Origin of the sequence: Pseudoalteromonas sp. GW168-MNA-CIBAN-0100 (genome assembly GCF_040309225.1) — a bacterium.
Classification (GTDB): domain Bacteria; phylum Pseudomonadota; class Gammaproteobacteria; order Enterobacterales; family Alteromonadaceae; genus Pseudoalteromonas; species Pseudoalteromonas arctica.
Genome location: NZ_JBEOOL010000012.1, coordinates 101156 through 125939, shown reverse-complemented (window position 1 = coordinate 125939; position 24784 = coordinate 101156). Strand labels below are relative to the sequence as shown.

Annotated in this window: 18 protein-coding genes; 3 read left to right on the top strand and 15 right to left on the bottom strand. The window is 39.8% G+C overall.

The window, feature by feature from the left end:
* Nucleotides 1-326 (bottom strand): phage integrase N-terminal SAM-like domain-containing protein (locus AAEY62_RS09645; RefSeq protein WP_350634866.1); only part of this gene is annotated, 326 nt, incomplete at its 3' end.
* Nucleotides 327-630: 304 nt separating this feature from the next.
* Between AAEY62_RS09645 and AAEY62_RS09640 the strand changes: the two genes are divergently transcribed.
* Nucleotides 631-1599: an integron integrase gene (locus tag AAEY62_RS09640; RefSeq protein ID WP_165735938.1), complete on the top strand. Its 969-nt coding sequence runs from the start codon at nt 631-633 to the stop codon at nt 1597-1599.
* Nucleotides 1600-1790: 191 nt separating this feature from the next.
* On the opposite strand, the gene AAEY62_RS09635 is transcribed toward AAEY62_RS09640, so the two are convergent.
* The 5 genes from AAEY62_RS09635 to AAEY62_RS09615 form a co-directional block, all read right to left on the bottom strand.
* Nucleotides 1791-4046, bottom strand: a complete 2256-nt coding sequence (locus tag AAEY62_RS09635) for an acyl-CoA dehydrogenase (RefSeq protein ID WP_197236434.1) — start codon at nt 4044-4046, stop codon at nt 1791-1793.
* Nucleotides 4047-4385: 339 nt separating this feature from the next.
* Nucleotides 4386-5414, bottom strand: coding sequence for a zinc-binding dehydrogenase (locus tag AAEY62_RS09630; protein ID WP_024599805.1), 1029 nt, complete (start codon nt 5412-5414; stop codon nt 4386-4388).
* Between the two features lie 10 nt (nt 5415-5424).
* Nucleotides 5425-6837, bottom strand: coding sequence for a TolC family protein (locus AAEY62_RS09625; RefSeq protein WP_350634865.1), 1413 nt, complete (start codon nt 6835-6837; stop codon nt 5425-5427).
* Nucleotides 6830-9982: an efflux RND transporter permease subunit gene (locus tag AAEY62_RS09620; protein WP_350634864.1), complete on the bottom strand. Its 3153-nt coding sequence runs from the start codon at nt 9980-9982 to the stop codon at nt 6830-6832. Before AAEY62_RS09620 ends, AAEY62_RS09625 begins: the two co-directional genes overlap by 8 nt.
* 9 nt (nt 9983-9991) lie before the next feature.
* Nucleotides 9992-11161: an efflux RND transporter periplasmic adaptor subunit gene (locus tag AAEY62_RS09615; RefSeq protein WP_010553924.1), complete on the bottom strand. Its 1170-nt coding sequence runs from the start codon at nt 11159-11161 to the stop codon at nt 9992-9994.
* A gap of 119 nt (nt 11162-11280) precedes the next feature.
* Between AAEY62_RS09615 and AAEY62_RS09610 the strand changes: the two genes are divergently transcribed.
* Nucleotides 11281-12219, top strand: a complete 939-nt coding sequence (locus AAEY62_RS09610; RefSeq protein ID WP_007582020.1) for a LysR family transcriptional regulator — start codon at nt 11281-11283, stop codon at nt 12217-12219.
* 10 nt (nt 12220-12229) lie between these two features.
* Here AAEY62_RS09610 and AAEY62_RS09605 read toward each other — a convergent pair whose 3' ends face one another.
* The 7 genes from AAEY62_RS09605 to AAEY62_RS09575 all read right to left on the bottom strand — a co-directional run bounded on the left by AAEY62_RS09605 (nt 12230) and on the right by AAEY62_RS09575 (nt 20151).
* A complete protein-coding gene (locus AAEY62_RS09605) occupies nt 12230-13267 on the bottom strand; it encodes a GGDEF domain-containing protein (protein ID WP_350634863.1) in 1038 nt (345 codons plus the stop codon).
* 169 nt (nt 13268-13436) lie between these two features.
* Nucleotides 13437-14408 (bottom strand): GTP 3',8-cyclase MoaA, encoded by a 972-nt coding sequence (gene moaA, locus AAEY62_RS09600; RefSeq protein ID WP_024593165.1) that lies wholly within the window; start codon nt 14406-14408, stop codon nt 13437-13439.
* A gap of 186 nt (nt 14409-14594) precedes the next feature.
* Complete coding sequence (locus AAEY62_RS09595; RefSeq protein WP_350634862.1) at nt 14595-16886, bottom strand: xanthine dehydrogenase family protein molybdopterin-binding subunit; 2292 nt, start codon at nt 16884-16886, stop codon at nt 14595-14597.
* Nucleotides 16887-16898: 12 nt separating this feature from the next.
* A complete protein-coding gene (locus tag AAEY62_RS09590) occupies nt 16899-17387 on the bottom strand; it encodes a (2Fe-2S)-binding protein (RefSeq protein ID WP_007582016.1) in 489 nt (162 codons plus the stop codon).
* Between the two features lie 199 nt (nt 17388-17586).
* Nucleotides 17587-18180 (bottom strand): nucleotidyltransferase family protein, encoded by a 594-nt coding sequence (locus AAEY62_RS09585; protein WP_350634861.1) that lies wholly within the window; start codon nt 18178-18180, stop codon nt 17587-17589.
* Nucleotides 18174-19202 (bottom strand): XdhC family protein, encoded by a 1029-nt coding sequence (locus AAEY62_RS09580; RefSeq protein WP_350634860.1) that lies wholly within the window; start codon nt 19200-19202, stop codon nt 18174-18176. The genes AAEY62_RS09585 and AAEY62_RS09580 overlap by 7 nt, the downstream gene beginning before the upstream one ends.
* Before the next feature lie 85 nt (nt 19203-19287).
* Nucleotides 19288-20151, bottom strand: coding sequence for a DUF6279 family lipoprotein (locus AAEY62_RS09575; protein ID WP_197209150.1), 864 nt, complete (start codon nt 20149-20151; stop codon nt 19288-19290).
* 687 nt (nt 20152-20838) lie between these two features.
* Here AAEY62_RS09575 and AAEY62_RS09570 point away from each other — a divergent pair.
* Nucleotides 20839-21564, top strand: a complete 726-nt coding sequence (locus AAEY62_RS09570) for a tetratricopeptide repeat protein (protein ID WP_007582012.1) — start codon at nt 20839-20841, stop codon at nt 21562-21564.
* A gap of 139 nt (nt 21565-21703) precedes the next feature.
* Here AAEY62_RS09570 and AAEY62_RS09565 read toward each other — a convergent pair whose 3' ends face one another.
* Nucleotides 21704-23122, bottom strand: a complete 1419-nt coding sequence (locus AAEY62_RS09565; RefSeq protein WP_350634859.1) for a coniferyl aldehyde dehydrogenase — start codon at nt 23120-23122, stop codon at nt 21704-21706.
* Between the two features lie 178 nt (nt 23123-23300).
* Nucleotides 23301-24776: an SLC13 family permease gene (locus tag AAEY62_RS09560; protein ID WP_024591797.1), complete on the bottom strand. Its 1476-nt coding sequence runs from the start codon at nt 24774-24776 to the stop codon at nt 23301-23303.
* Nucleotides 24777-24784 lie beyond the last annotated feature (8 nt).

Here is a 24784-nt window from a genome sequence, read left to right as displayed (position 1 = left end):
AGTCGTCGAATATCATCACGCGATAAATAAGTAGGTGCCCGAGGTTTTGCTTTAGGCAAGGCTATGTCTAAGTTCAGTGGGCGATGTAAAATATTCTTAAACAGAAACCAAATGCTGTTTATTTGTATTTTTTGACTCGCTCTGGAGAGCTTGCGAATAGCGGGATCTTTAAAAAAGATATTCAGCTCATCATCAGTAATTAAATCGAGTGGTTTATTAAAATAATGGCTGAGTTTAAGTAAATGCTCGCAGTAACTTTTACAGGTACTTTGTGAATAACCACGATAGGCTATTTCAGTTTTGACTTGTTCAATGAGTGTATTCATGACTTACCTCCAAATATGGGATAACCCCAAGGTAAGTGTGGCTCAAATGGTCAGAATAGGATCTCCGCGTAGCGGCTTAGTTCAACAATTTAATAGTGCGCTCATCGCGCATATTTCTGCCAACGATACGCTCATGTTTTTTATAAATCTTTTTTACCAAATAACTTAATACATTGCTATATATAATTTTTATTAGCACTCAAACTCTCAATAAAAGACAAAATGCGCTCGCCGCTCATTTTCTTGAATATGTGTGCATCACAACTATACTGTATATAAAAACAGCGCTATTGTTGGTAATAGTATGAAAACACGTTCCCCATTTTTAAATTACATAGCTGAATATATGCTAGTTCGTCAATATTCATTACGCACCGTCGATACCTACCTAAGATGGATTGCATCTTATATCCATTTTCATAATAAACGCCATCCCGCCTCAATGGGGGACAATGAAGTCGAACGCTACTTAGAACATTTAGTGTTAAAGCAAAACGTTGCACCACGTACGCAAGCTACCGCACTCAATTCATTGTCATTTTTATACAAGCACATAATAAAAAAAGAACTCTCATTAAATTTAAATTTTGCCCGTAGTAAAAAACAAGCAAAGCTCCCTGTAGTGATGACCCCAGAGGAAGTTAAAATGTTGATGGCTCATTTAAATAAGCGCTATTATTTAATTGCAGCCCTTATGTATGGAAGTGGCTTAAGAGTAATGGAAGCGGTGCAATTAAGGGTGAAAGATATTGATTTTGATTATAAATGCATTCAAGTATGGAATGGAAAAGGTAATAAACACCGCATTGTTACGCTGGCCACAGAGCTAATTCCTATGCTGAGAAATCAAATTTTGAACGTTGATGACTATTTAAAACTGGATTTAAATAATACGGAATATTCTGGCGTATGGATGCCATATGCTTTAACAAAAAAATATCCAAGTGCCGCAAAATCGCTTGCGTGGCAGTATTTATTTCCTTCTCATATATTAAGTTCAGATCCTCAAAGTGGTGAAATAAGACGACATCATTTTCATCACTCTTGTATTAGAAAAGAGGTTAAAAAAGCCGTCCAAAAATCAGGGTTAACAAAAATAATAACACCTCATACATTAAGACACTCTTTTGCTACTCATCTACTGCAAAATGGCGCCGATATAAGAACTGTTCAAGCTCAGCTTGGCCATTCTGATGTTAAAACCACACAAATATATACTCATGTATTACAGCAAGGCGCTAACGGGGTTGTTAGCCCTTTTTCAAGATTATAAACTTTTCTTTTCAACACCCTAAAAATACATACTTGTTTACAAATCAATACTGCCATCTGTTACTACTTTAAAACACATAAAAAAAGCCCCGCTTGTTTTTACACAAACGGGGCTCCACACTAATTTTTTAATCAAAAATAAAAGCGCCGATACTACGGGCGCTTTGCATCATTGAATATTGTTACTTTAACTTACTGATTAACTACACTTTTAAGCGGATTAATCGGCTGTGCGTTATCGTCTAGTAGATTCATATCAAAATCGAACTCATCTACACGAATCGCTTTTTCACGTTTGATGTTGTAATCAATTAACTGAACGTGTTCAGCTTGCGTGATTACGTTTGCCGCTAGTGCGTTATCAAGCGTGATGTTAAAGCGTATACCTGGTTTAATTACTTTAGCACGTAGTGCTTTTTTAACTTTAGCCAGCTCGCCAAGTGATGCCATTTTAGCTTTGTAAGCTTGCTCATTAATATGATGACCATCGCCTACTACTGGTTTAACTAAATGCGTAATTTGCGCTTTAAATGCGGTATCTAGCTGAGCTTGCTTAGCTAGTTCGCGGATTAAATCATCGCTAATTTTTGGCATTTTAGTTGAGTAGTTCATTGTAATGAAACGAATAAACTTACGTGTACCACTTGCAGGGAAGTTATCTAAAAACTTATGCAATGCTTCTTCAGCACTTTGTAGTGCAAAACGAGTCGCGTAATGGAAATACGGCGCTGCTTGCTCACGGTCACTACTTGATACTTTTTGCTCGTAGTATTTAATTGATGCCATAGCTGCATATAAGAAGCTCATTACATCACCTAAACGTGCCGATAGCATTTCTGCTTGTTTTAATTTACCGCCAAGTACCAGTAACGAGAAGTCTGCATATACCGCTAATTTAGCTGATAATTTATGCACAGCTTTTTCGTAGTCGCGTACTTCTGGTAATTCAGAGTTTGCACTTGCTGTAAATGGTAAAACACCAAGGCGAAAAGCACGTAAGCTGTTTGCTGTGCTGTAACCAATTGTTTTACGTAAAATGCCGTTAAATTCTTTATCTGCGCCTTTGTCTTCGCTGTGAATTGACTCAACCATAGATTGTAAATATGGGTGACAACGCATAACACCTTGACCAAAGATCATTAGGTTACGTGTAAGAATGTTCGCGCCTTCTACCGTAATGGCAATCGGCTGAGCAACATAACCACTTGCTAATGTATTTTGTGGACCATTTTGAATCGCTTTACCCGCTTGAATATCCATTGCTGAATCAAGCACGTCGCGACCAAGCTCTGTCATGTGGTATTTAGCGATTGCGGTTACTACTGATGGTTTTAAGCCCATGCCTAAGCCTTCAGTTGTAAGTACGCGCATTGCTTCTTGTAGGTATGTTTTACCTGCAATGTCAGCTAGTTTTTCTTGAATACCTTCAAACTGGCCAATGGCTAAACCAAACTGTTCACGCACTGCTGCGTATTCAGATGCTGATTTAAATGCAACTTGTGCTGTACTAACACCTAGCGCAGGTAATGAAATACCACGGCCAGCACCTAAACAGCTAACCAGCATTTGCCAACCACGGCCGATATTTTTTTGCCCGCCAATAACAAAGTCCATTGGTACAAATACTTTGTTACCACGTGTAGTACCGTTGTAAAAACGAATACCCATTGGGTCGTGACGATTACCAAGCTCTACACCTGGGTGCTCTTTTGGAATTAGTGCACAGGTAATACCTAAGCTTTCTTTACCACCTAATAAACCATTAGGGTCCATTACTTTAAAGGCTAAACCAAGTACAGTAGCAATAGGTGCAAGCGTTATGTAGCGCTTGTCCCATGTTATCTCAAGGCCAAGTACTTCTTCACCGTTGTACATGCCTTTAGTTACTGTACCAATGTCTGGAATGCCACCTGCATCAGAACCCGCTTCTGGGCTTGTTAATGCAAAACATGGAATGTCTGTACCATTTGCTAGGCGTGGTAAGTAATGCGCTTGTTGTTCTTGCGTACCAAAGTGAAGTAATAACTCACCCGGGCCTAACGAGTTAGGAACCATGACGGTTACCGCTACTGCTGAGCTTTTAGTCGCAATTGTGCCAACAATAGTAGAGTTTGCATAAGGGCTAAACTCTAAACCACCAAACGACTTAGGAATGATAAGCGAGAAAAAACGCTCTTTTTTCAAAAATTCTAAGATGTCATTTGGTAAATGAATGCCGTTTTGAATCACTGAATCGTCAATCATGCCCAGTAACTCTTTTACTGGACCGTCTAAGAATGCTTGCTCGTCTGCGCTTAATTTAGCAGCAGGTACGTCGCGAAGTGCACTGAAATCAGGCTTACCTTGGTAGATAGAACCTTCAAGCCATACATCACCCGCGTCTAGCGCTTCTTGTTCTGTGATAGAAATACTTGGTAATACTTTTTTTAGTTTTGTACGTAAACTCATGATTGAACTCATCCGACCAGCTAAATAATACCTACATTACGTCATAAAAAATCGTTTAGATCAATTACTCTATTCAATTAATTAACAGTTTTTTCAATTTATTTTCTTTACCTGAACGTAAACTGTTGAAACACAAAGGCTTACAGCTGTACGCTGAAAAAAAGTATTTTAACTAAAATGATGAATAAAACAGCAAAAGCGCTAGCGCTGTATCTATTTTTTGATGGGCATAAAAAAACGCAGCACAAATAGGCTGCGTTTTTATTCAATTTGTAGAGGCTACATTATCAGTTAATCTAGCTAAAACTACTTAAATTTAAATCAAATTGTATAAGCGCTTCACTTAGCAACTTTAACAACTTGCTTGCCGGTAAAACCACCAGCAAGTTGTTTATTAAGTGCTTGCGATACTGACTCTGCACTAAAATCTACGGGCGTTATTTCTGGGTGTTTAATGTCGCCACTAACAGCTCCTTCAAGTAACAAGTTGCCCATAAAACTCAAACGTTGTTGTGCACATAAACTATTAGCAAGCCATGCACCACCAATCGATACAACGCTAATATTGGGCGCTCGGTGATACATTAAGTCTTGATCAAAACAAGGTAGCGGATTTAAGCAGGCAATACGTCCGCAAAAACGCATTAACTCAATATTACGCTGAGTACACTCTCCACCTATCGTATCAATAACCGCGTCAAAACCTTGTGGGCCAAGTTCTCTACGGATTTTTTCGCATAGCTTTTTATCGCTATAGTCAAAAACCACATCAGCGCCTAGCTGCTTAACCAATTTATGGTTACGCTTTGATGCCGTGGTAAATACATCTGCACCGCGCTGTTTTGCATATTGAATAGCAAACTGCCCTACCGCTCCGGCTCCGCCTTCAATAAAAATAGTATCGCCTTCACTAATGCCTATTTTATCTAAGCTGATAAGTGCTGCCATACCGGCGCATGGAAGTGTTGCTGCAATGGCCGGATTTAAACTGCTTGGCACAACCGACACTGCAAAGTTAGGTACTTTGGTGTATTCGCTCAAAGCACCTTGCTCACCAATGTTGGCATGCCACATAACCCGCTCGCCAACATTTGGAAACACACCTTTATTAGCTTTAACCACAACACCTACGGCATCTAAGCCTAAAATGTGTGGATACTGCCACTTACAAAAGCCTGTTTTAGCAAATTGACCATCAACTGGATTTAAACCAACGTACTCTACTTTTACAAGCAGCTCGTTATCTGCACAAATAGGAACAGGCAGCTCAGCATCCGCTAAGTCAATTGCTTCATTTGGTTCTGGCAGTACAATAGCGCGCATCGTTTGCGGGATAATGTATTCATGTAAATTTTCAGTATTTGGCATCAATATAACTCTACTTATTAGTGTCGTTTAACGCATAACTCCATTGGCCATTAAATGACTGGTAAGCATTTACTTTGGCAAGCAGTGAAGAAATTGTTGTTTCAACAGCATTTTCTTGTGCTATTAAAACATCCTGGCGCGCATCTAACAACTCAAGGTAAGGAATTTGACCTTCTTCGTACATTGCTTGTGCTTGTAAAAATGCTTTATTAGCAAAGTCATAGCGCTCATCGGCAAAGCGTTTTTGCTGTGCTTGATTGACCAACAATTGCAGTGAAAGTTCACTTTCACTTAGTGCAGTTAATACCACTTGTTGATAATCGCTGTAAGCGGCTTCACTTAAAAACTGCTGCGCGTCGCGCTGTGCTAATAATGCTGGGTAGCTTAATAACGACCATTGTAACTGCGGTGCTACTTGCCACTGCTGATCGGTATTTTTTAAGCCTGTGCTGTCTATACTCACAACCCCTGCAAATGCAGATAAGCTAATATCTGGTAATAACGCTTTACTAGCTGCAACGCTTAAACTATTTGCTTGGCTAAAGTCAAACAGTGCACGGCTAATATCTGGACGTAAGGCAATGGCATTATTAGCGTTTTTTAGTGCTACGCTAAAGTCACGTTCAAGCACGCCTTGCTCGTTTTCAATAGCAATATTTTGCGCTAACTTACCGCTTAGTACTGCAAGGGCAGATAAATCGCTGTATTTTGCATACTCAATGGCAGGCATTAGTGCTTGTTGCTGCCTAAGCTGCGCCATCGTACGGTTTAAATCAAGCTCGTTTGCGACGCCTTCGTCAACTCGGGCTTGAAGAACGTCAATACTTTGCTCAAGCGCTTCAATTTGGAGTGTAACAATGTGTTGTTTTTCAACATTACCTTGATAACTTACAAAGCCTTTAACGACTGACGAAACTACTTCAATTTGTAATAAGCGTACTTGCTCTGCTTGGCTCATGGCTGATGCATTTGCAGCATCAACCAACGCCGTTATGCGACCAAATAAATCTAGCTGCCAATCAAGTGCAACGTTTGCACTTGATTGGCGGTCAAACACGCTTGGTGCATCGCTTCGAGCTGCGCCAACATTTACGCCACCTTGCGGAAGGTATTGGGCTTTTTGCTCTCCTAGTCGCGCTAATGCACTTTTAAGTGTTAGCTGGCTTGTTTGCAAATTATAGTTATTTGCAAGCGCACCAGTAACAAGCTCATTTAGTTGATCAGATTTAAGCTTTTTCCACCAGTTTGTCTCATCAGCAACGCTAACGTTACTAGCAATATTAGCTTTGGCAACAAATTCGTTAACGGCTTTTTGCTCACTCATGGTGTCTATTTTACTCGCACACCCGGCTAAAAACACAGCGACTAATACTGCACTGGCAGTCAGACTTGTTTTAAGTCTTTTTTGCATTAATTTAGTCATGAGTATTCTCCTGCGCTTTCTCTTTTTTGTTAGTCACTAACATATAAAATACCGGCGTAAACAATAGGCCAAACACGGTTACACCTATCATCCCTGAGAATACTGCGTTACCCATTGCGTGTCGCATTTCGGCGCCCGCACCGGTGGCAAGTACTAAAGGTACAACACCTGCTGTAAATGCAATTGAGGTCATTAATATTGGGCGCAAGCGCATACGACATGCCTCAAGTATTGCCTCTAAGTGCGATAAGCCTGAGTCGTGTCTATCTTTTGCAAACTCAACCATCAATATTGCATTTTTAGAAGCCAACGCGACCAGTACTATTAACGCTATTTGGGTGAATATGTTGTTGTCAGAGCCAACAAACCACACACCTAACAAGGCTGAGAAAATAGTCATTGGTACAATTAATATAATTGCCAGTGGTAAACGTAAGCTCTCGTACTGCGCTGCAAGTACCATAAATACAAGTAATACAACTAACGGGAATACATAAACCATGGTGTTACCGGCAAGTACTTGTTGGTACGTTACTTCAGTCCACTCATATTCAATACCTGTTGGTAGTGTGTCTGCGAGTACTTTTTCAATAGCAACTTGTGCTTGATCAGAACTATAACCTGGCGCTGGGCTGCCATTTAGTTCTGCACTTGGGTAACCGTTGTAATGCATAACACGGTCAGGACCAATTGTTGGTGTTACTGTTAATACAGAGCCTAATGGCACCATATTACCTGAGCGGTTACGTACTTTTAAATTAAGTATTTGATCAGGATCTAAGCGGTAGTCAGCATCAGCCTGTGCATTTACTTGGTACGTACGGCCAAACATATTAAAGTCATTTACGTACACAGAGCCTAGATAAATTTGCAGGGCATTAAATACTTCATCAAGTGGAATACCTTGAATAAGCGCTTGCTCACGGTCAATATCAATATCCATTTGTGGAACTTGGATACGGAAACTCGAGTACAGACCCATTAATGCAGGGTCTTGTTGCGCTTTACCAATAACGGCTTGCAGGCTATTAAATAATGCTTCAAACCCTTTATTAGCTCTGTCTTCTATTTGCAGTTTAAAACCACCTGTTGTGCCCAATCCTTGAATTGGCGGCGGTGGAAATACCGCTACAAATGCCTCATCAATGGCGGCAAAACGTTTATTCAACTGCGCCGCTATCGCCATAGCTGATTGGCTTGGGTCGGTACGTTTGTCAAAGCTTTCAAGTGGTGTAAATACAATGCCGCTGTTAGGGCTATTCGTAAAACCGTTCACTGATAAACCAGGGAATGCAACTGTGTGTGCAACGCCTGGTACTTCTAATGCAATTTGCTGCATTTGAGCAAGTACGTCTTCAGTACGATCAAGGCTTGATGCGTCAGGTAACTGCGCAATAGCCACTAAATACTGTTTATCTTGCTGTGGAATAAAGCCACCTGGTACAGAATCAAATAACTTAATTGTGCCGCCAACAAGTGCAATGTAAGCCACCATAACAACAACAGTCATACGAATTAGTTTTTGTACCAGTTTTTCGTAACCTTTAGCACCACGATTAAATACGCGGTTAAATGGTTTAAACAACCAACGACCAAACAATTTATTAAGTAAACGCGTGAACGCATCTGGTTTTGCATCATGTGATTTTAATAACAATGCAGCAAGCGCAGGCGATAACGTTAGTGAGTTAAACGCTGAGATAATCGTCGAAATTGTAATTGTAAGTGCAAATTGCTTATAAAATTGACCTGATAAACCGGTAATAAACGCAGTAGGAATAAATACAGCACTTAGTACTAGCGCAATTGCAATAATAGGGCCTGTTACTTCGCTCATTGCAACGCGGGTTGCTTCAAGTGGCGATAAGCCTTTTTCAATATTACGCTCTACGTTTTCAACAACTACAATCGCATCATCTACAACAATACCTATGGCCAATACTAAGCCAAACAACGACAAGGTATTAATTGAGACACCTAACCACTGCATTACTGCAAACGTACCAATGAGCGAAATAGGCACAGCAATTAGCGGAATGATAGATGCACGCCACGTTTGTAAAAATACAATAACAACAATAACTACCAGCACAATTGCTTCAAGCAAAGTGGCAATTACCGCGTCAATTGAGCCGCGAACAAATACCGTAGGATCGTACACAATGTCGTATTTAACACCGGTAGGAAAATCTTTAGATAAGCGCGCCATTGTTTCACGTACTTGATCAGAAAGCTCAATAGCGTTTGAACCTGGGCGTTGGAATATTGGCATTGCAAGAGCTGGTTGGTTATCAAGCTCTGCACGCAGTGCGTAAGTGTCTTGACCTAAATCAACACGGGCTATATCAGATAAACGCGTTAACTGACCTTCGTCGCCTACTTTAATAATAACTTGTTCAAATTCTTCAATACTGTTTAAACGACCTTTAACGTTTAACAATATTTGAAATTGACTGTCGTTTGAAATTGGTTGCGCACCTAAGCTACCTGCAGCAACTTGCTGGTTTTGCGAGCGAAGTGCTGTCACTACATCTGTTGCTGTTAATTCGCGTGCAGCAAGTGCATCTGGGTTTAGCCATACTCGCATTGAGTATTTGCCAGCACCAAACATGCGAATATCACCTACGCCCGGTAAGCGCGCAATTTCATCTTTAATGTTTAAATCGGCATAGTTAGATAAGTACGCTGTGTCGTGCGTTTTTTCAGGTGAGTATAAATGCACTACCATGGTTAAATCTGGTGATGACTTTTCAGCCACAACACCTAAACGTTGTACTTCTTCTGGCAAACGCGGAAGCGCACTGTTTACACGGTTTTGCACTTGTACTTGAGCACGGTCTAAATCGGTACCTAAAGCAAAGGTTACCGTTAGTGTCATGCGGCCATCACTGGTACCTTGCGAAAACATATATAGCATGTTTTCAGTGCCGTTAATTTCTTGCTCCAGCGGTGTTGCCACTGTTTGCGCAATAACGGTAGGGTTAGCACCTGGGTAGTTGGCGGTAACAACAACTGTTGGAGGAACTACTTCTGGGTATTCACTTACTGGTAATTGGAATAGTGATATACCACCAGCAATTAAAATAACCAATGACAGCATGGCCGCAAATATTGGACGCTGTATAAAGAAATGCGAGAATTTCATCAATAAACCTTATTGCTTAGCCACAAGTTGTGCGTTGTCATTTAACAATGTAAATGCCACACCACTTGTATCAATTGTTACTGTTTGCGGAGAGATTGGCATACCAGGGCCTACGCGAGCTGGGCCATTTACAGCAATAACATCACCTTCGTTAAGGCCCGATGTAACCGCACGTAATGCACCGTAACGCTCACCAGTAGTGATAAGTTTGTATTCAAGTACGTTGTTTTCGCCAACCGTTAATACAAAACGATTTTTTAAGTCGGTACCAATTGCACGCTCTGGGATAATAATCGCGTCGCTAATAGAGTTGGCTGCAAGCTTAATACGTGCAAACGAGCCTGCGCGTAATTGGTTGCTGTCTTCATTAAATACTGCACGAACGCGTAATGTACCCGTTGATGAATTAATTTGGTTATCAATAAAGTTAATGTAGCCTTTGTATGCAAAATCGCTTTGACCGACTTTTTGCATTACAACAGTTTGGTGGCTCGCAGCAGTAACATCATTGAAAGAGCTATTCCATGTGCGTTCATCAACATCAAAATAAGCGTACATAGCTTGGTTTGAAACAATTGACGTTAATACGCTTTGACCCGCAAGTATGTTATTACCTTTAGTAATATTTGCGCGAGAAATAATGCCATCAATTGGTGATACTACTGACGTAAACTCTAAATCAAGCTCTGCTGAAGTAAGTTGTGCTTGAAGTGCTGAAAGCTGTGCTTCGCGTTGGCGTAGTGTTGAAGTACGCGCTTGTGCTTGCTCAGTTGAGATTGCCTTACGATCTAATAAGCGTACCGCACGTTTGTCTTCACTTTTAGCTTGTTCAAGTGCGGCTTCTGCGCTGTTAATTTGCGCTTTTAAACTAGCAACCACAGCAGCAAATGGACGAGCATCTAATTGAAATAAAACATCGCCTTCTTTAACCACGTCGCCTTCTTTAAATTCAATGCTATCGATGATTCCCGATACACGCGGCATTAAGGCAACTTCTTGTGGAGACTCTAAACGAGTTGTATATGTGTGCCAGCTTTGTACCGGCTTAACAAGCACCTGTGCTACATCAATTGGTTGAAGTTGCTGTGCAGGTGCTGATTGAGCTGTGCTCTCATCGGCACAACCTGCTAGTGTTAAAGATGCCGCTGTAAGTGCAGCAGCAATTAGATGTTTGTTCATGAAGACGCTCCATTGTTGATTAGCCTCGCATAATACGGATTAAACCCGTGTGTAAAAACCATAGATTTTTAAATTCATTAATGCCAAAATGGCATCAATAGATTAGTTAGGGTGTAATAATGGATACAACAAGTCGACTTTTAATGTTACTTGAAGTGGTTGAGCAAGGCTCTTTTGCTAAAGCTGCAGAAATCCGCAACATAGATCGCTCTGTTATATCTAAACAAATTAGCCGTTTAGAGGATGAGTTAGGCGTTAGGTTACTTAACCGAACCACGCGTTCATTTTCGCTCACAGCGGCGGGTGCCGAAATGATCAAAAAAGCCGCTGAGCTTAGAGAGCTGCTCGGCGAAACCGTACGCATGGCTGAAAACTACCATTTAGAACCGCGTGGCGTATTGAAAATCACTTCCTCAACACTTATTGGTCGTCGTTATTTACAACCTGTACTTAATGATTTTCAAAAACGCTTTCCTCAAGTAGAAGTTGAACTGCGTTTAGACGATAGATTAGTAGATATAGTCTCTGAAGGATTTGATTTGGCTTTTCGTGTAGGTGAGCCTAAAGATTCGTCACTTATTGCACGTAAAATAGCGCGTAACCGATTATTAATTTTAGCTGCACCGCAGTTTATTGAAACTTACGGTATGCCAAAGACAATCGAAGAGTTAGCGCAATTACCAGCAGCAAGCTATGCCAGTAATTCTATTCGAGTAGAAACCATAGATTACTACGATAGTAAGGGTGAACGCTGCGAGCAAAAAATAAAAAGTGTGTTTCGTGCTAATGATGCCGAGTCATTGTTAATGAAAACACTATCGGGTACAACTTACTTTGTCGCCCCTGCATTTATTATTGGTGATGAAATAATACAAGGTAAGCTAGTGCCTTTATTGACCGATGTAAAACTCATGGAGTTTAGTGCGATGTATGCCGTATATCCGCACCGAGATTTACCAGTGAGGACCCGGTTGTTTTTTGATGCTGTGCGCGAGCATTTAGGAAAAGATAAACCGATTTGGGAAAACGGGATCCCCAATTTTGAGCAAATGTATTAAGTAACCCTGCTTAAGCAACTACCGTTTCGTAGTCATGTTCTTTTTTAAACTTACAATACACTTTATTGCGGCCAAATTGTTTTGCTTTGTATAACTGTTTATCTGCTTGGTTTACAAAGCTTTCCAATGAATTAGTACTTTTAAATTTTGCCACACCAATACTGGTTGTAACATTAATCGCAAGGCCGTCAATGTCAAATGTGGTATTTTCAAAACGTGCTCTTATTTGTTCAGCGGTATTAAGTGCAGCCTCTTCATTTGCAAAAGAGCTAAATAAAGCAAACTCTTCACCGCCTACTCTAAATACATACCCTCTACCAAGCACAACTCTTAGTAAAGTGGCCACTTCGATAAGTACTTGGTCACCGACACCATGGCCATGCTCATCATTTATCTGCTTAAAAAAGTCTAAATCGAGTAAAAACAAATATAACTGTGACTTATCTTGTAGTTCAACTTCAAAGTAGTGGTTCATTGAAAGGCGATTACCTGCACCCGTTAACGGATCAAGTAACGCTAAATTTTTAAGGCGCTTTGAAAAATGTGAGCGGCTCCCTTCAAAAACATGAGAAATCGCCCAAATACTTAAATAAGCACAGAGTAGATTAAGGGATAAGTTAAAAGTTTCAAAGGGGGCAAGTGTAGACTTACTCCCTAAAATAAACACTTGGATAACTAATAAATTTGCAGAGAAAATTACACCATATTGTTTACCTAATAACAGGTAGTACAAAATAGGTAATGCAAATGACCATACAAATACACCATTACGAGGCGATGCTAAGGATGTACCTAAAATAACAATTAGCGTTATAAGTACACACATTACAACGGATTGCCAAAACTGTAATGGGCGGCGTATAAGTGAAATATAAGTAAATATACAATAAATAGAAAAACAGATTTCGATGTAGCCAAGCAATGGAAAGTTATTTACGGTTAAATTAAATCCCGCAAATCCTACCGATAAAAAACCAAAACAAAGGCACATCCCTCTCAGGACGTCCTTTCTTAATGATTTAGTGCTATTAAGAGCCGCGATATCCATTCTAATCACTTAATAAAAATAAAAAGTAAGTTTAACGTGAAAATACAATTTAACAAGCTTTGTTGATATAAAACCATGTAGATACAACCAGTTATTTACCTTTTAGGGATAATGTACTGTATTTTAGAAACACGTTTGATGCTTTAGTATCACTAAGTGGCTTTAACAACTAGCCACCTAACATAGATAAATTAGTAGTAATACCGGTATTACCTTGGTGTAAAAGGTGAGTTGGCTTTTTAGTTTTAATATAACGAGATAACAATGCCATTAATTCACTGTTTGAACTGTCGTTCATATATTCTCTTAGCGAAATACCCTCTTCAGAAAACAAGCATAAGTGCAGATTTCCTTTTGCTGTAACCCTTAGTCGATTGCAGGTACTACAAAAGTCGTTACTGTAAGGCATGATCAAACCAATTCTGCCTTGATAATCAGGATGCGCAAACTCTTGAGCAGGACCTGCTGATGCACTACGCGCAACTTGCTGCCAGCCCGTTTGTAGTAGCTGAGTTTTTAAAACTTGCCCAGAAACATGGTTAGCATCAAAAAAGGCTTTGTTGTCGTTTGTTTGCATCAATTCTATAAAGCGGATGGTGACGGGGCGGTGTTTAACCCAATTTAAAAATGTATCAAACTCTTTTGCGTTGTATTGCTTCATCAGCACGCTGTTTATTTTTACCGAATCAATACCCGTTTCAAGCGCAGTATCAATACCTTTCATTACTGAGGTAAATTTGTCATGCCCAGTAATGGTGTTAAACATGCGCGAATCTAAACTATCAATGCTTACATTAATGGCGTTTAAGCCTGCATCTACCCAGTCATGAATATTCTTATGAAGAGAAAAACCATTGGTAGTCATTGCAATTTTTTTTATGCCCGCGACATCTTTTGCCGCGCGAACAACATCTATAAAATCTTTTCTAAGGGTTGGCTCTCCGCCAGTGATCCTTACTTTTTCGATACCATGGTGTGCAAACGCTTTAAGCGTGTTGCTAATTTCATCAATTGTGAGAAAACCACGGTCTGGCCCGCCCTGATAACCATCTGGTAAACAATAAACACACTTAAAATTACATACATCAGTAATAGACAAACGTAAGTAACTAAACTCTCGCCCTGTTGGGTCGATTAGCATAAATAAACCTTAACTAATATCAACACGTAATAACAACCTAATACCAATTTGCAATAATACTTAATCATTTAATTAAGCAAATTGGTATAAACAACGCTACTTATTGATACATAAATAATAATTACATAAATATATTTAATAACTTAAAGGGGCAGCATAAAGCATACCCCTTTAGTTATTTTTGTTTTACGCTTCTAAGCCTTTTTTAAGTTCGCTTGGCTTCATTGGTAGGTCACGTAAACGCACGCCTACTGCATTAAACACAGCATTACCAATAGCAGGAGCGACCCCTATCACGCCAGGTTCGCCTAAACCAACTGGAAACTCATCACTTTGTAAAAATTCAATGTCAATATCTGGCACATCTTGCATTCTTAGCGGTAAATAAGTATTAAAGTTAGTCGCTGATACTTGCCCATCTTTATACGTATTTGATTCATGCAATGCAAGGCTGCTGCCCCATAGTAACGACCCTTCAATTTGCGCCAGTGCGCCATCTGGGTGAACTATTAAGCCAGCATCTACAACAACATAGAGCTTTTTGAGCGTTATTTTACCACTATCACGGTTAACATGAACATGCGCTGCGGTTGCAAGCCATGCTGGCATAGTACGTTCTTGCCCTGAACTTACAGAAAAACCAATGCCCTCATCTTTAGCTAATTTTACAGAAGCTACTTTGTCAGACACCGTTTTAAGCACATTACGTAAGCGCAGTGCTCCGCCAACGCTCTCAGGTGCTTTACCTGCTTGCTTGCCTTTACCATCTAACATTTCAATTCTAAATTGAACTGGATCTTTGCCTTGCTTATGGGCAATTTCATCAATAAACGACTCAAGGCTCCAAGCAATCCAACCTGGCCCTACTGAACGTAACCAACCTGGAGTAAAGGTGCTTTGTGCAACTTCGTTATTAATAGCGCGTGCACGATGACTGCTCATGCTATACCAATGATCAGCGCCCGATGCCGAAAATGCATCAAATTTACCTTTACCATCAACACCCGGTGATAAAAACGCTGGTGCCATTGCTTTAGTAGGCCAACCTGCAGCAAATGCATGCTCTAAACCAGTAAAAGTACCGTTTTTATCAAACGACGCCGTCATTTTTGCAGCAGATGCAGAACGAGACTGATCGAATAAACTATCGTCTGCTCGTGTAAATACCAGCTTTACTGGTTTACCTACTGCTTTTGCAGTTAGAGCTGCAGGTACAGTCCAGTCACCAAATAATCGACGACCAAAACCACCACCTAAATAATAAGGACGAATAATTACTTTGTTTTGTTCTATATCGAGTGCTTTAGCAAGCGCTGGTAACGTAAGTGACTGCCACTGGTTACCTGTATGAATAATCCAATTTCCGTCTTTAAATTCTGCAACCGCATTTAATGGCTCTAGCTGATAATGACTTGCTGTCGCTGTGGTATACATTGATTCTAACGACTCACTGGCGTCTGCTTGAGTTTTCTTTATATCGCCTTGATCAACAAATAAAGTACCCGAGTCTCGTTGCTCGCATAATCGCTTACCTTCTTTTTGAATATCAGCCTCAGATATATTTGCTGACTCACCCTTTTTGTAACTCACCTTTAAAGCATCTACTGCTTTAATGGCACTTGGGTAACTATCAGCTAATACAACAACCCAGCCTTGCACTGTGTTACTAGGGTCATTTAAAATTTCATAGCCTTTGTAACCTTTAATAGCTTTTGCTGCACTATCGTCAACGTTTGTTACTGTGCTGCCATAACGGGTTGGCGGTATTACTGGTCGCGCGTACAGCATGCCTTCAACTTCTACATCTATCCCATATACTGCGGTACCATTTGTTTTGGCTGGTATATCAAGCGCTTTAAAGTCTTGTTTAAGCCCAGTTAAATGACGTTTATTAGCAGGTTTTAGTGGAAGGTTTGCAACTTCATCACTGGTAAATGTACGATTAAACTCGCCTTTTTTAACTATGTCAGCATAACTAACCGATTTTTCGCCTGCAATAATATAGCCCTTTTCAGCACGACATTTGTCTGCAGGCACGCCAAGCATTTTAGCTCCGGCTTCTATTAATGCAATTCGACCCGCAGCGCCGGCTTGAGATAATGGCTTGAAGCTTTGAAATACAGACCACGAACCACCCGTTACCATAAAGCCCCATTTTTCATGGGTATCTACGTAGGTAATTGATACTTTATCCCAATCACATTCAAGCTCATCAGCCACAATGCGCGCAAGAGCAGTACCAATATGTTGACCCATTTCAGCTTTAGCAATACTCACTTCTACGGCGCCGTCGGTGCTCATAGTCCACCAAATAGTGGGTGAAAAAGCTTGTTGCGCAATTGATTCTTTTGCACTGAGCGAACCCGAAAATAACGCAGGGGCAAACGCCATGACTAAGCCTGCGCTAACAGTGCCAATCATAAACGAGCGACGATTTAAATTAACGGTTTCGCTATTTTTTTGAAATAATTTTTTCATTATCGGCTCCAGTTAAGCGTCTTGTGCATTTGGATCAAATATATTTACTACACTTTGTGACTCATCTGCAGCGCGTTGAATAGCAGTTTTAATACGTTTATAAGCCATACAGCGACAGTAGTTACCATTCATATGGCTTACTATTTCTTCATCTGAAGGACTTGGATTAGCTGCCAGTAATGTAGCAGCTTGCATTATTTGCCCCGATTGGCAGTAACCGCACTGTGGTACTTGCTCTTCAACCCATGCTTTTTGAAGTGGGTGTTCGTTATTAAGCCCTTCAATTGTGGTAATGTTTTTTCCTGCAATTGCGCCAATTGGTAAAACACATGAGCGAGTTGCTTGCCCATCTAAATGCACCGTACACGCACCACACATTGCAATACCGCAACCAAACTTCGTACCTTTTAATCCAATTTCATCACGAATAACCCATAACAATGGTGTATCTTCACTTGCGTGTGATTCAACCACCTTGCCATTAATTGTAAACGTCACCATAGCTTGCCCCTTGATTAAGCTTTATAACCCGTGTTTAAATTATTTAATTTAAACACGGGTTATAACAGTTAAGATTGTTGTAACTACTAATCCATAACACATATAGTTACCGCATCAGCTACATTAACAGCTAAATACCATAACCACTGCACTAAAGCGTTAGCGCAGCTAAAACTTATTTTGCCCTACTAATACTTTTTCACTCATTTTTAGCTATAAAATTACTTAGCTGCTTTTGAGTATCTATGTCTAAACTCGCACTACGTAAACTAATTGTATTGACTACTTCACTGCTGGAGCGCAGTAATTGCTGTGCACCTCTATCTGAAGTTAAGCTTGCAAGCTGAGATAAATCAACCGCTGGGAATATAGCGGGTACACCTAAACGCTCGCCATAGTTTGCGCACCAGCGCGATGGATTACGTGTAAAACCAGTAACTAGCTCACTTAAGTGCGCTACTTTTAGCTCAACCTGATCCGCGAGCATAAATAAAATCCCATCAAAGGACTTATTTTTAAACACTGTTTGAGAAGCTATCGCGATTGAATTACCTAAACCTTGGCTCCATTGCTTGTTCTCAATGAGCTCTATGTTTTTATAACCTGCCAGTGCTTGTGATACTTCTTTATGCCATGCCCCGGTAACTACATATACAGGTGTGTCATCAAGTTCTTGAAGTGTATTTACTGCATGCTCAATCATTGTTTTGCCAAACCCGATATCAGCCGTTAATTTACAGCCGTTAAAGCGAGATGATTGACCTGCGGCTAAAACAACTTTTGCAATTAGCACGCCTCTTGCCCCCAATGGCTTAGCGATTGGGCGTTTTTGTCACACAGCACTGCATGTATTTCACTGATCAGCGATAGTGCAATACTCTCTGGCGAGTCGCCGCCTAAATTTAAACCGACAGGCCCAAAAACAGGAGCCTTAATTTGTGAAACACGCGTATTTGCGTGCTCTAAAACTTGTTCACGTCTGTGCTTAGGACCCAATAACCCTATGTATTTAAACGGAACATCTTTAAATTGAGCCAACGTACTCGCGTCGAGCTCAACGCTGTGAGCCATTAAAATAGCAGCATCTACTTTATTAGTTATGCAATATTCTTTTAACTCACTCGGTGTGAAGCGCAAAATAGCATCTGCATTTTTAAAATATTGCCTTTTTGCATTGGCAGCACGTGTATCCCATACAGTTACACTCCAACCAAGTTGTTTGGCAAATGTATAAACCGGAACTGCATCAGCGCCACCACCTACTATTAATAAATGAGGAGGCGGATAAATAGAAGTTTGCAAGCACGTAGCGCCTTGTAATTCTACCAACTGCGCTTTGCGGTTCATTGATAAACCATGTAACTCATCATTTTGCGTAAATACACCACTGCCGGCTGGCAAAATGGGGCTTACTTGTTGAAGGTATCGCCCTGGTTTATTCTCATTAAGTGCTTTAGATACAAGCTCTAACTGTAAATAGTCATTAGCTTTGTGAATGGGCTGCAGTAAAATATGTACTATGCCCCCACAACCAATGCCAAGTTGAAATGTTAAATCGTCTTCATCGGTGGCATCATAACTAATGGTTTTACTGGTTAAAGTACTCATTACTTGTTTAGCGTGGCGCTGTATGTCAGCTTCTAAACAGCCTCCTGAAAGCATGCCCAAGCGCTCGCCTAGGCAAGAAATAAGCATCATAGCCCCTAGTTTTCTGTAGCTAGAGCCTTCAATTTTGTACAAAGTAGCTAAAACCCATTCTTGGTTGTCCCTATTGAGATACCAAGTGTTTAAGATACTTTTCAAATCTGTAACCATATATTGCCCTTTAAAAAGCATTTTTTGCGTTTAAAAACAAACCAGCCTAAACAGCTAATTTAAAACTTAATAATTCACGCACAATTTAGTTTTCTATTATATCGTTTAAGGTCTCAATTAACTCATCAAATTGATCATTAACGCTTTGGCGTTGTTTATCATTTAGAGTTAGGTTTAATTCGTAGAGTAAATTTATATATAAATTTAAGTTTGCTTCATTGCTTTTCAATAGTGCGTCGCTCATATAAAGTTCGCGCTCTTCAATAACCGTACTTAACTGATTTATAAATTCTTTTTTTGTAATTTCAGCATTTTTGAATACCTGTTTGGCTGCATTCAAACGGTTTTGCTTGTACTCTAACCACAGAGCTCCTGCATCTTGATGTTGCTCATTAGTAGATTTAATCAGCGCTTTTTGTTGTTTATTAAGCTTGCCTATCCACTGCTCGTAGTATTCAAATTGCTCTTCCAAACGCTCACTTTTTCGCTCAAGCGGGGTTTGTTCGTTAAACTCTTCGCGTTCGTCGTTAATTTTTATTTGGATATTGTCTAAAAGCTCACCTCTTTGCTCACTTGATAAGGTTGCTCCAAGCTCAGCTAAAGGCAGTTTTGCATACCCAAGTAGGTTCTGCCAATGTTGTTTTGCAAGCACAACCTGTGTTTTTAATTGTTTAGCCTCCAATGTTTGGTTAAACAATACTTTTATATTTTGTATGTCTTGTCTGTAGGCGGGTAACTGGGTAGTTCGGTGCCAATTTTGTGTTGTTGTAATTATGTTTTTTAGCTGTGTATTTTGCTTTTTATTTAAATCAACATAATCGTCAACCCAAAACGATGAAAGCCAACTCAAATTATTGTAAGTAAAAGATGCCGAACAACTACATAAAAACAACATACTTACAGCAAGGCATATCTGTTTTAGTTTTTTTGCTTTGAAATTATTAAGCATAACCTTCTCTATTATTTAGATTGTGGCAAAGCTCAAAACTCATTTGATAATAATTATCATTTAAGTATTGACTTGTATTTAGATCTAACTGATAATCGTTCGCACAAACACAGTGTAACGACCTCAGTGCCTACGGAAGAATATTCAGCAAGGATGCTGACACATTAAAAGAAGAGCGTGCCGCTTCGTGTTATTACTTACTCGACCCAAGTAATAACATCAAATATCACATTTACTTGCTACATTGCTCATATTAGTGACGGTTAATATGATTCAAAAAAGCCCTAACGGGCTTTTTTTATTTCTTTAAATTTTCTATAAAATCTGTATCTTACACTTCTTAAACTCGTTTACTTACCTTAAAAGTCCACCGCGCTGTTATTTACATTTTATACGCACGATCTGATAAGGTATCGCCTTGCGTTTGCGCTAAAGCTGGCGTAAAACATAACAGTAGACACCCTTTTTTGCATCTATTTATAATAACCGATTTAGTCTCTACTTAAATGCATTGAGTATTAAACGTTTAAAATGCGTAAATAGTGCAAAAATTTAATAATTTAGCATTTAACTAAAGTCTGTTTACCTTTCGGGATTAAAACTTGTTCTATTTAGGCGCTATTTAATCGCGGCAAGATATACTGGCCCTAAAACCTATCGTAACTATTACTAATTGGAGACATTAATATGTCACAGTTTAATTTGAAAGCACTCGTTCTTGCTGGCGTTTTACTTGCCAGCCCTTTCGCTCATGCAACATTAGAAGATGGCATAAGAGCAGCTAACGAAGGTGAATTTGCAGTCGCCCTAAAAGAATTTCAATACCTTGCCGATAAAGGTTTTGCACCAGGAATTTACGAACTAGCTAAATTATACGAAGGTGGATACGGTGTAACACGCGATTACCGCAAGGCAGCTGCGCTTTATCAACAAGGCGTTAAAAAGAACCATCCGGATTCAATGTTTGCGTTAGCTGTTTTATACGACGAAGGTAAAGGCGTAAAGCTTGATCACCAAATGGCTGTTACCTTATTTGAAAAAGCAGCCAATAAAAACCTGCCTGCGGCTCAGTTTAATTTAGGTGTAATGTATTCCAATGGCGTGGGCGTTACGCGAGATTATGAAGCGGCACGCAACTGGTACGAAAAAGCAGCTGCAAACAATTACTCTTTAGCACAATTCAATTTAGCCCTCATGTATTTTGAAGGGCTAGGTATGCCAAAAGATTTAGAAAAGTCATACATTTGGAATACTATCGCTGAGTACAACGGCAATATGCAAGCGAGTCATAGCCGCAAACTTGATGAGCGTAAAATGCTGCCTAAAGAAATTGAAGAAGCTAAAGAAAAAGCCGATGCCATTTATGCAAAAATACAAGTGGGTACTTATGCTGGCGAAGGTCGCTTATTTTAAAGTTTAAGAGTTTAAGAGTTTAAGACCTTAGTTTGAAACTAATCTAAAAAAGGCTGAATTACATAACGTAATTCAGCCTTTTTAATATCTTGATTTAGCAAGTTCAAAATCTATTCAACTTTACAAAATCAACATACTCTTATTTTATGTAAAGCCACTTTAGTAGCTTAATAAGAAGTTTGCTTTGTTTTAGCAGCATAACAATACGAGGATTAAACGAGCCCGATACTAACGTGTTTTTAGCATGGCTAAACGTTAAAAACCCTTCTATGCCATGATAATGCCCCATTCCTGAATGCCCTACACCACCAAAAGGGGCATCGTCAGCAGTTACTTGCACTAACGTATCGTTTATCGCTACAGTGCCACTGATTGTTTGCTTCATAATGTATTCTTGAGCGTGCTTATCTTGCCCTAAAATATAAAGCGCTAACGGGTGGTGATGGGCTTTAATATAGTCAATTGCGCTGTCGAGCGTGTCATAACTCATTATTGGTAGTATTGGGCCAAATAACTCATCTTGCATAAGCTGCATTTCGTCAGTAACTTGAGTCACTAAGTGCAGCCCCATACGATGTTTTTGCTCATCTTGCTGGTTTTGCTCAAGTGGCTTAATAATGTTTGCGCCAAGCTCTTGGGCTTGCTCTAAGTAGGTTGCTAAACGTTTATAGTGTGCATCGCTAATAATAGAGGTTAAGTTTTTACCTTCAACACCGTCTTTAAAGTGCTTTTTATAAAGCTCGCATAATTGCTGAACCAACTGATGCTCAAGCTCTTTGGGTACAAATACGTAGTCGGGAGCAACGCATATTTGCCCTGCGTTGGCCATTTTTCCAAACAGTAAAGCTTGTGCCGCTTTTTTAATATCGGCATTTTGCGTAATAATAACTGGCGATTTACCACCGAGTTCGAGCGTTACTGGTGTTAAATTACGACTCGCTGAAGCCATTACTAATTTACCAACGGCCGATGACCCCGTAAATAATAAATGAGCAAATGGCAGTGATGAAAACTGCGCGGCTACGTCGCTACCGCCTTGTATTATTTTGCAATGCGTTTGCATGTCGTCTTTAAATATTTTTTCGATAACGACGTTTGTGTGAGGTGTAAACTCGCTTAATTTGAGCATAACTCTATTACCAGCAGCTATGGCGGTAAGCACAGGTACTAACGCTAACTGAATCGGGTAATTCCACGGTGCAATAATACCAACCACACCTTTAGGTTGGTAATTAACACTTACTTTTGAAGGCCACAAACTTAAACCTACAGAGCGATTACTTGGCTTTGCCCATTTTGGTAGCTTTTTGATAATGTGCGCGAGTGTTTGAACCGTAGGCAATATATCGCCAAGTAGAGTATCGAAAGCGGTTCTGTAACCAAAGTCTTTTGAAGCAGCATCCACTAGCTCTTGCTCAAGTTCAACAATACGTACACGGAGTTTTTTTAATAAAACGAGACGTTTATCAATTGGCAAGTAAGGTGTTTCGAGAAAGCTTTTTTGCAATTCATCAAATAGGGGAATTAAAGGCATTGCCTGTGATGTGTCGGTGCTCAAAATAGATTACTCAATTTTTAAAGTTACCGCAGACTATAACCTTGTTCTGTTTTTCGAGCAATAACACTAATTATCTAAAAAAGAGCTTCTTGAGCAATATAAATAAGTATAAAGAGTAGCTTTGTTTAAAACTGTAAATATAAACAAAGCTACTGGTTGGAACTAATTTAGTACAGCTTTAAAAGCCAAATACTTGCGCTGCAATCGTCATTGTTACCAGCGTAATTAATACAATAGCCACAATATTTAGCACAAAGCCGGCTCTTATCATGTCGCGCATTTGAATTTGCCCTGAGCCAAACACAATAGCGTTTGGTGGTGTTGCTACAGGCATCATAAATGCGCAACTACACGCAATAGCAGCAGGAATAACCCATACAAGGGGTGAACCTGTTATCGATTCAGCAACAGGACCTAATAACGGTAAGAAACCTGCAGCGGTTGCTGTATTGCTTGTAATTTCAGTTAAAAATGTAATTAAAGCAACCACAACAAGTACGCTCATAACAAGAGGAATCGCACTTGCGCCTTCAATCATGTGAGCAATAAACTCGGCAAGACCTGACGATTTAATTTGAGATGCAAGCGTAAGTCCGCCCCCAAACAATAGCAATACGCCCCAAGGCACTTGTGAGGCGTTTTGCCAATCAAGAATACGCTCATCACTGCCTTTATTAGCAGGCATTACAAACAGCAGTAATGCAGCAGCAATTGCAATTGTAGTATCTGAAATTTTAAGACCTGTTATATCACCCAATAAAGGTCTAAATATCCAGCAAAGTGCAGCAAGCACAAATACAAACAATACGCCTTTTTCTGCGCGTTGCATTATTCCAAGCTTTTTTAACTGTTCAGAAAATACCGCTTTGGTATCAATTTTTTGATCGTTTTTAACATTAGCATCTACTTTATACGCAAATTTGGTAAGCCAAACCCAACTAATAATAAGCATACTTAAAGACAGTGGTACGCCTACAATCATCCACTGAGCAAAGCCTATTTCAATTTGGTAACTGTCAGATAGGTATGCAGCCATTAATGCATTAGGCGGTGTACCAATTAAAGTAGCAATACCACCAATGCTTGCACCATAAGCAATTGATAGTAGCAATGCTTTGCCAAACCCTTCATTACTTGGGTCTGATTGCTTAACCAAATTGGTAATTGAAAGTGCAATAGGCAACATCATTACGGCTGTCGCAGTATTAGACATCCACATAGATAAAAATGCAGTAACAAGCATCATAGCTAAAATTTGTAAACTTGGTTTTTTACCCGCATATAACATGGTGCTTAATGCAATACGTTTATGTAAACCCCAACGCTCCATAGCAATTGAGATTAAAAATCCGCCTAAAAATAAAAAGATTAACGGGTGTGCATATGGCGCAGCCACACTTTTTATTGCTGCTATGTCAGCCAGTGGTGATATTACCAGTGGTAGCAATGCAGTTGCCGGAATTGGTACAACTTCACTTACCCACCACGATGCCATCCAAAACGCTAAACCTGCGGTTTTAAATGCCGCAACCGACATTCCTGTTGGCGGATCAAGTAAACATGTTAATAGCATTACTAAAGGGCCCAGTACTAAAAAAAGCCATTGAAAATGTCTGTTCTTATCTGGTTCTTGCGTCAATATATTATCTGTCATGGCTAGCC

Coding starts and splice junctions, on each gene's coding strand:
- AAEY62_RS09640 (WP_165735938.1), top strand. CDS start 631: ATGAAAACACGTTCCCCATTTTTAAATTACATAGCTGAATATATGCTA.
- AAEY62_RS09635 (WP_197236434.1), bottom strand. CDS start 4,046: ATGAGTTTACGTACAAAACTAAAAAAAGTATTACCAAGTATTTCTATC.
- AAEY62_RS09630 (WP_024599805.1), bottom strand. CDS start 5,414: ATGCCAAATACTGAAAATTTACATGAATACATTATCCCGCAAACGATG.
- AAEY62_RS09625 (WP_350634865.1), bottom strand. CDS start 6,837: ATGACTAAATTAATGCAAAAAAGACTTAAAACAAGTCTGACTGCCAGT.
- AAEY62_RS09620 (WP_350634864.1), bottom strand. CDS start 9,982: ATGAAATTCTCGCATTTCTTTATACAGCGTCCAATATTTGCGGCCATG.
- AAEY62_RS09615 (WP_010553924.1), bottom strand. CDS start 11,161: ATGAACAAACATCTAATTGCTGCTGCACTTACAGCGGCATCTTTAACA.
- AAEY62_RS09610 (WP_007582020.1), top strand. CDS start 11,281: ATGGATACAACAAGTCGACTTTTAATGTTACTTGAAGTGGTTGAGCAA.
- AAEY62_RS09605 (WP_350634863.1), bottom strand. CDS start 13,267: ATGGATATCGCGGCTCTTAATAGCACTAAATCATTAAGAAAGGACGTC.
- moaA (WP_024593165.1), bottom strand. CDS start 14,408: ATGCTAATCGACCCAACAGGGCGAGAGTTTAGTTACTTACGTTTGTCT.
- AAEY62_RS09595 (WP_350634862.1), bottom strand. CDS start 16,886: ATGAAAAAATTATTTCAAAAAAATAGCGAAACCGTTAATTTAAATCGT.
- AAEY62_RS09590 (WP_007582016.1), bottom strand. CDS start 17,387: ATGGTGACGTTTACAATTAATGGCAAGGTGGTTGAATCACACGCAAGT.
- AAEY62_RS09580 (WP_350634860.1), bottom strand. CDS start 19,202: ATGGTTACAGATTTGAAAAGTATCTTAAACACTTGGTATCTCAATAGG.
- AAEY62_RS09575 (WP_197209150.1), bottom strand. CDS start 20,151: ATGCTTAATAATTTCAAAGCAAAAAAACTAAAACAGATATGCCTTGCT.
- AAEY62_RS09570 (WP_007582012.1), top strand. CDS start 20,839: ATGTCACAGTTTAATTTGAAAGCACTCGTTCTTGCTGGCGTTTTACTT.
- AAEY62_RS09560 (WP_024591797.1), bottom strand. CDS start 24,776: ATGACAGATAATATATTGACGCAAGAACCAGATAAGAACAGACATTTT.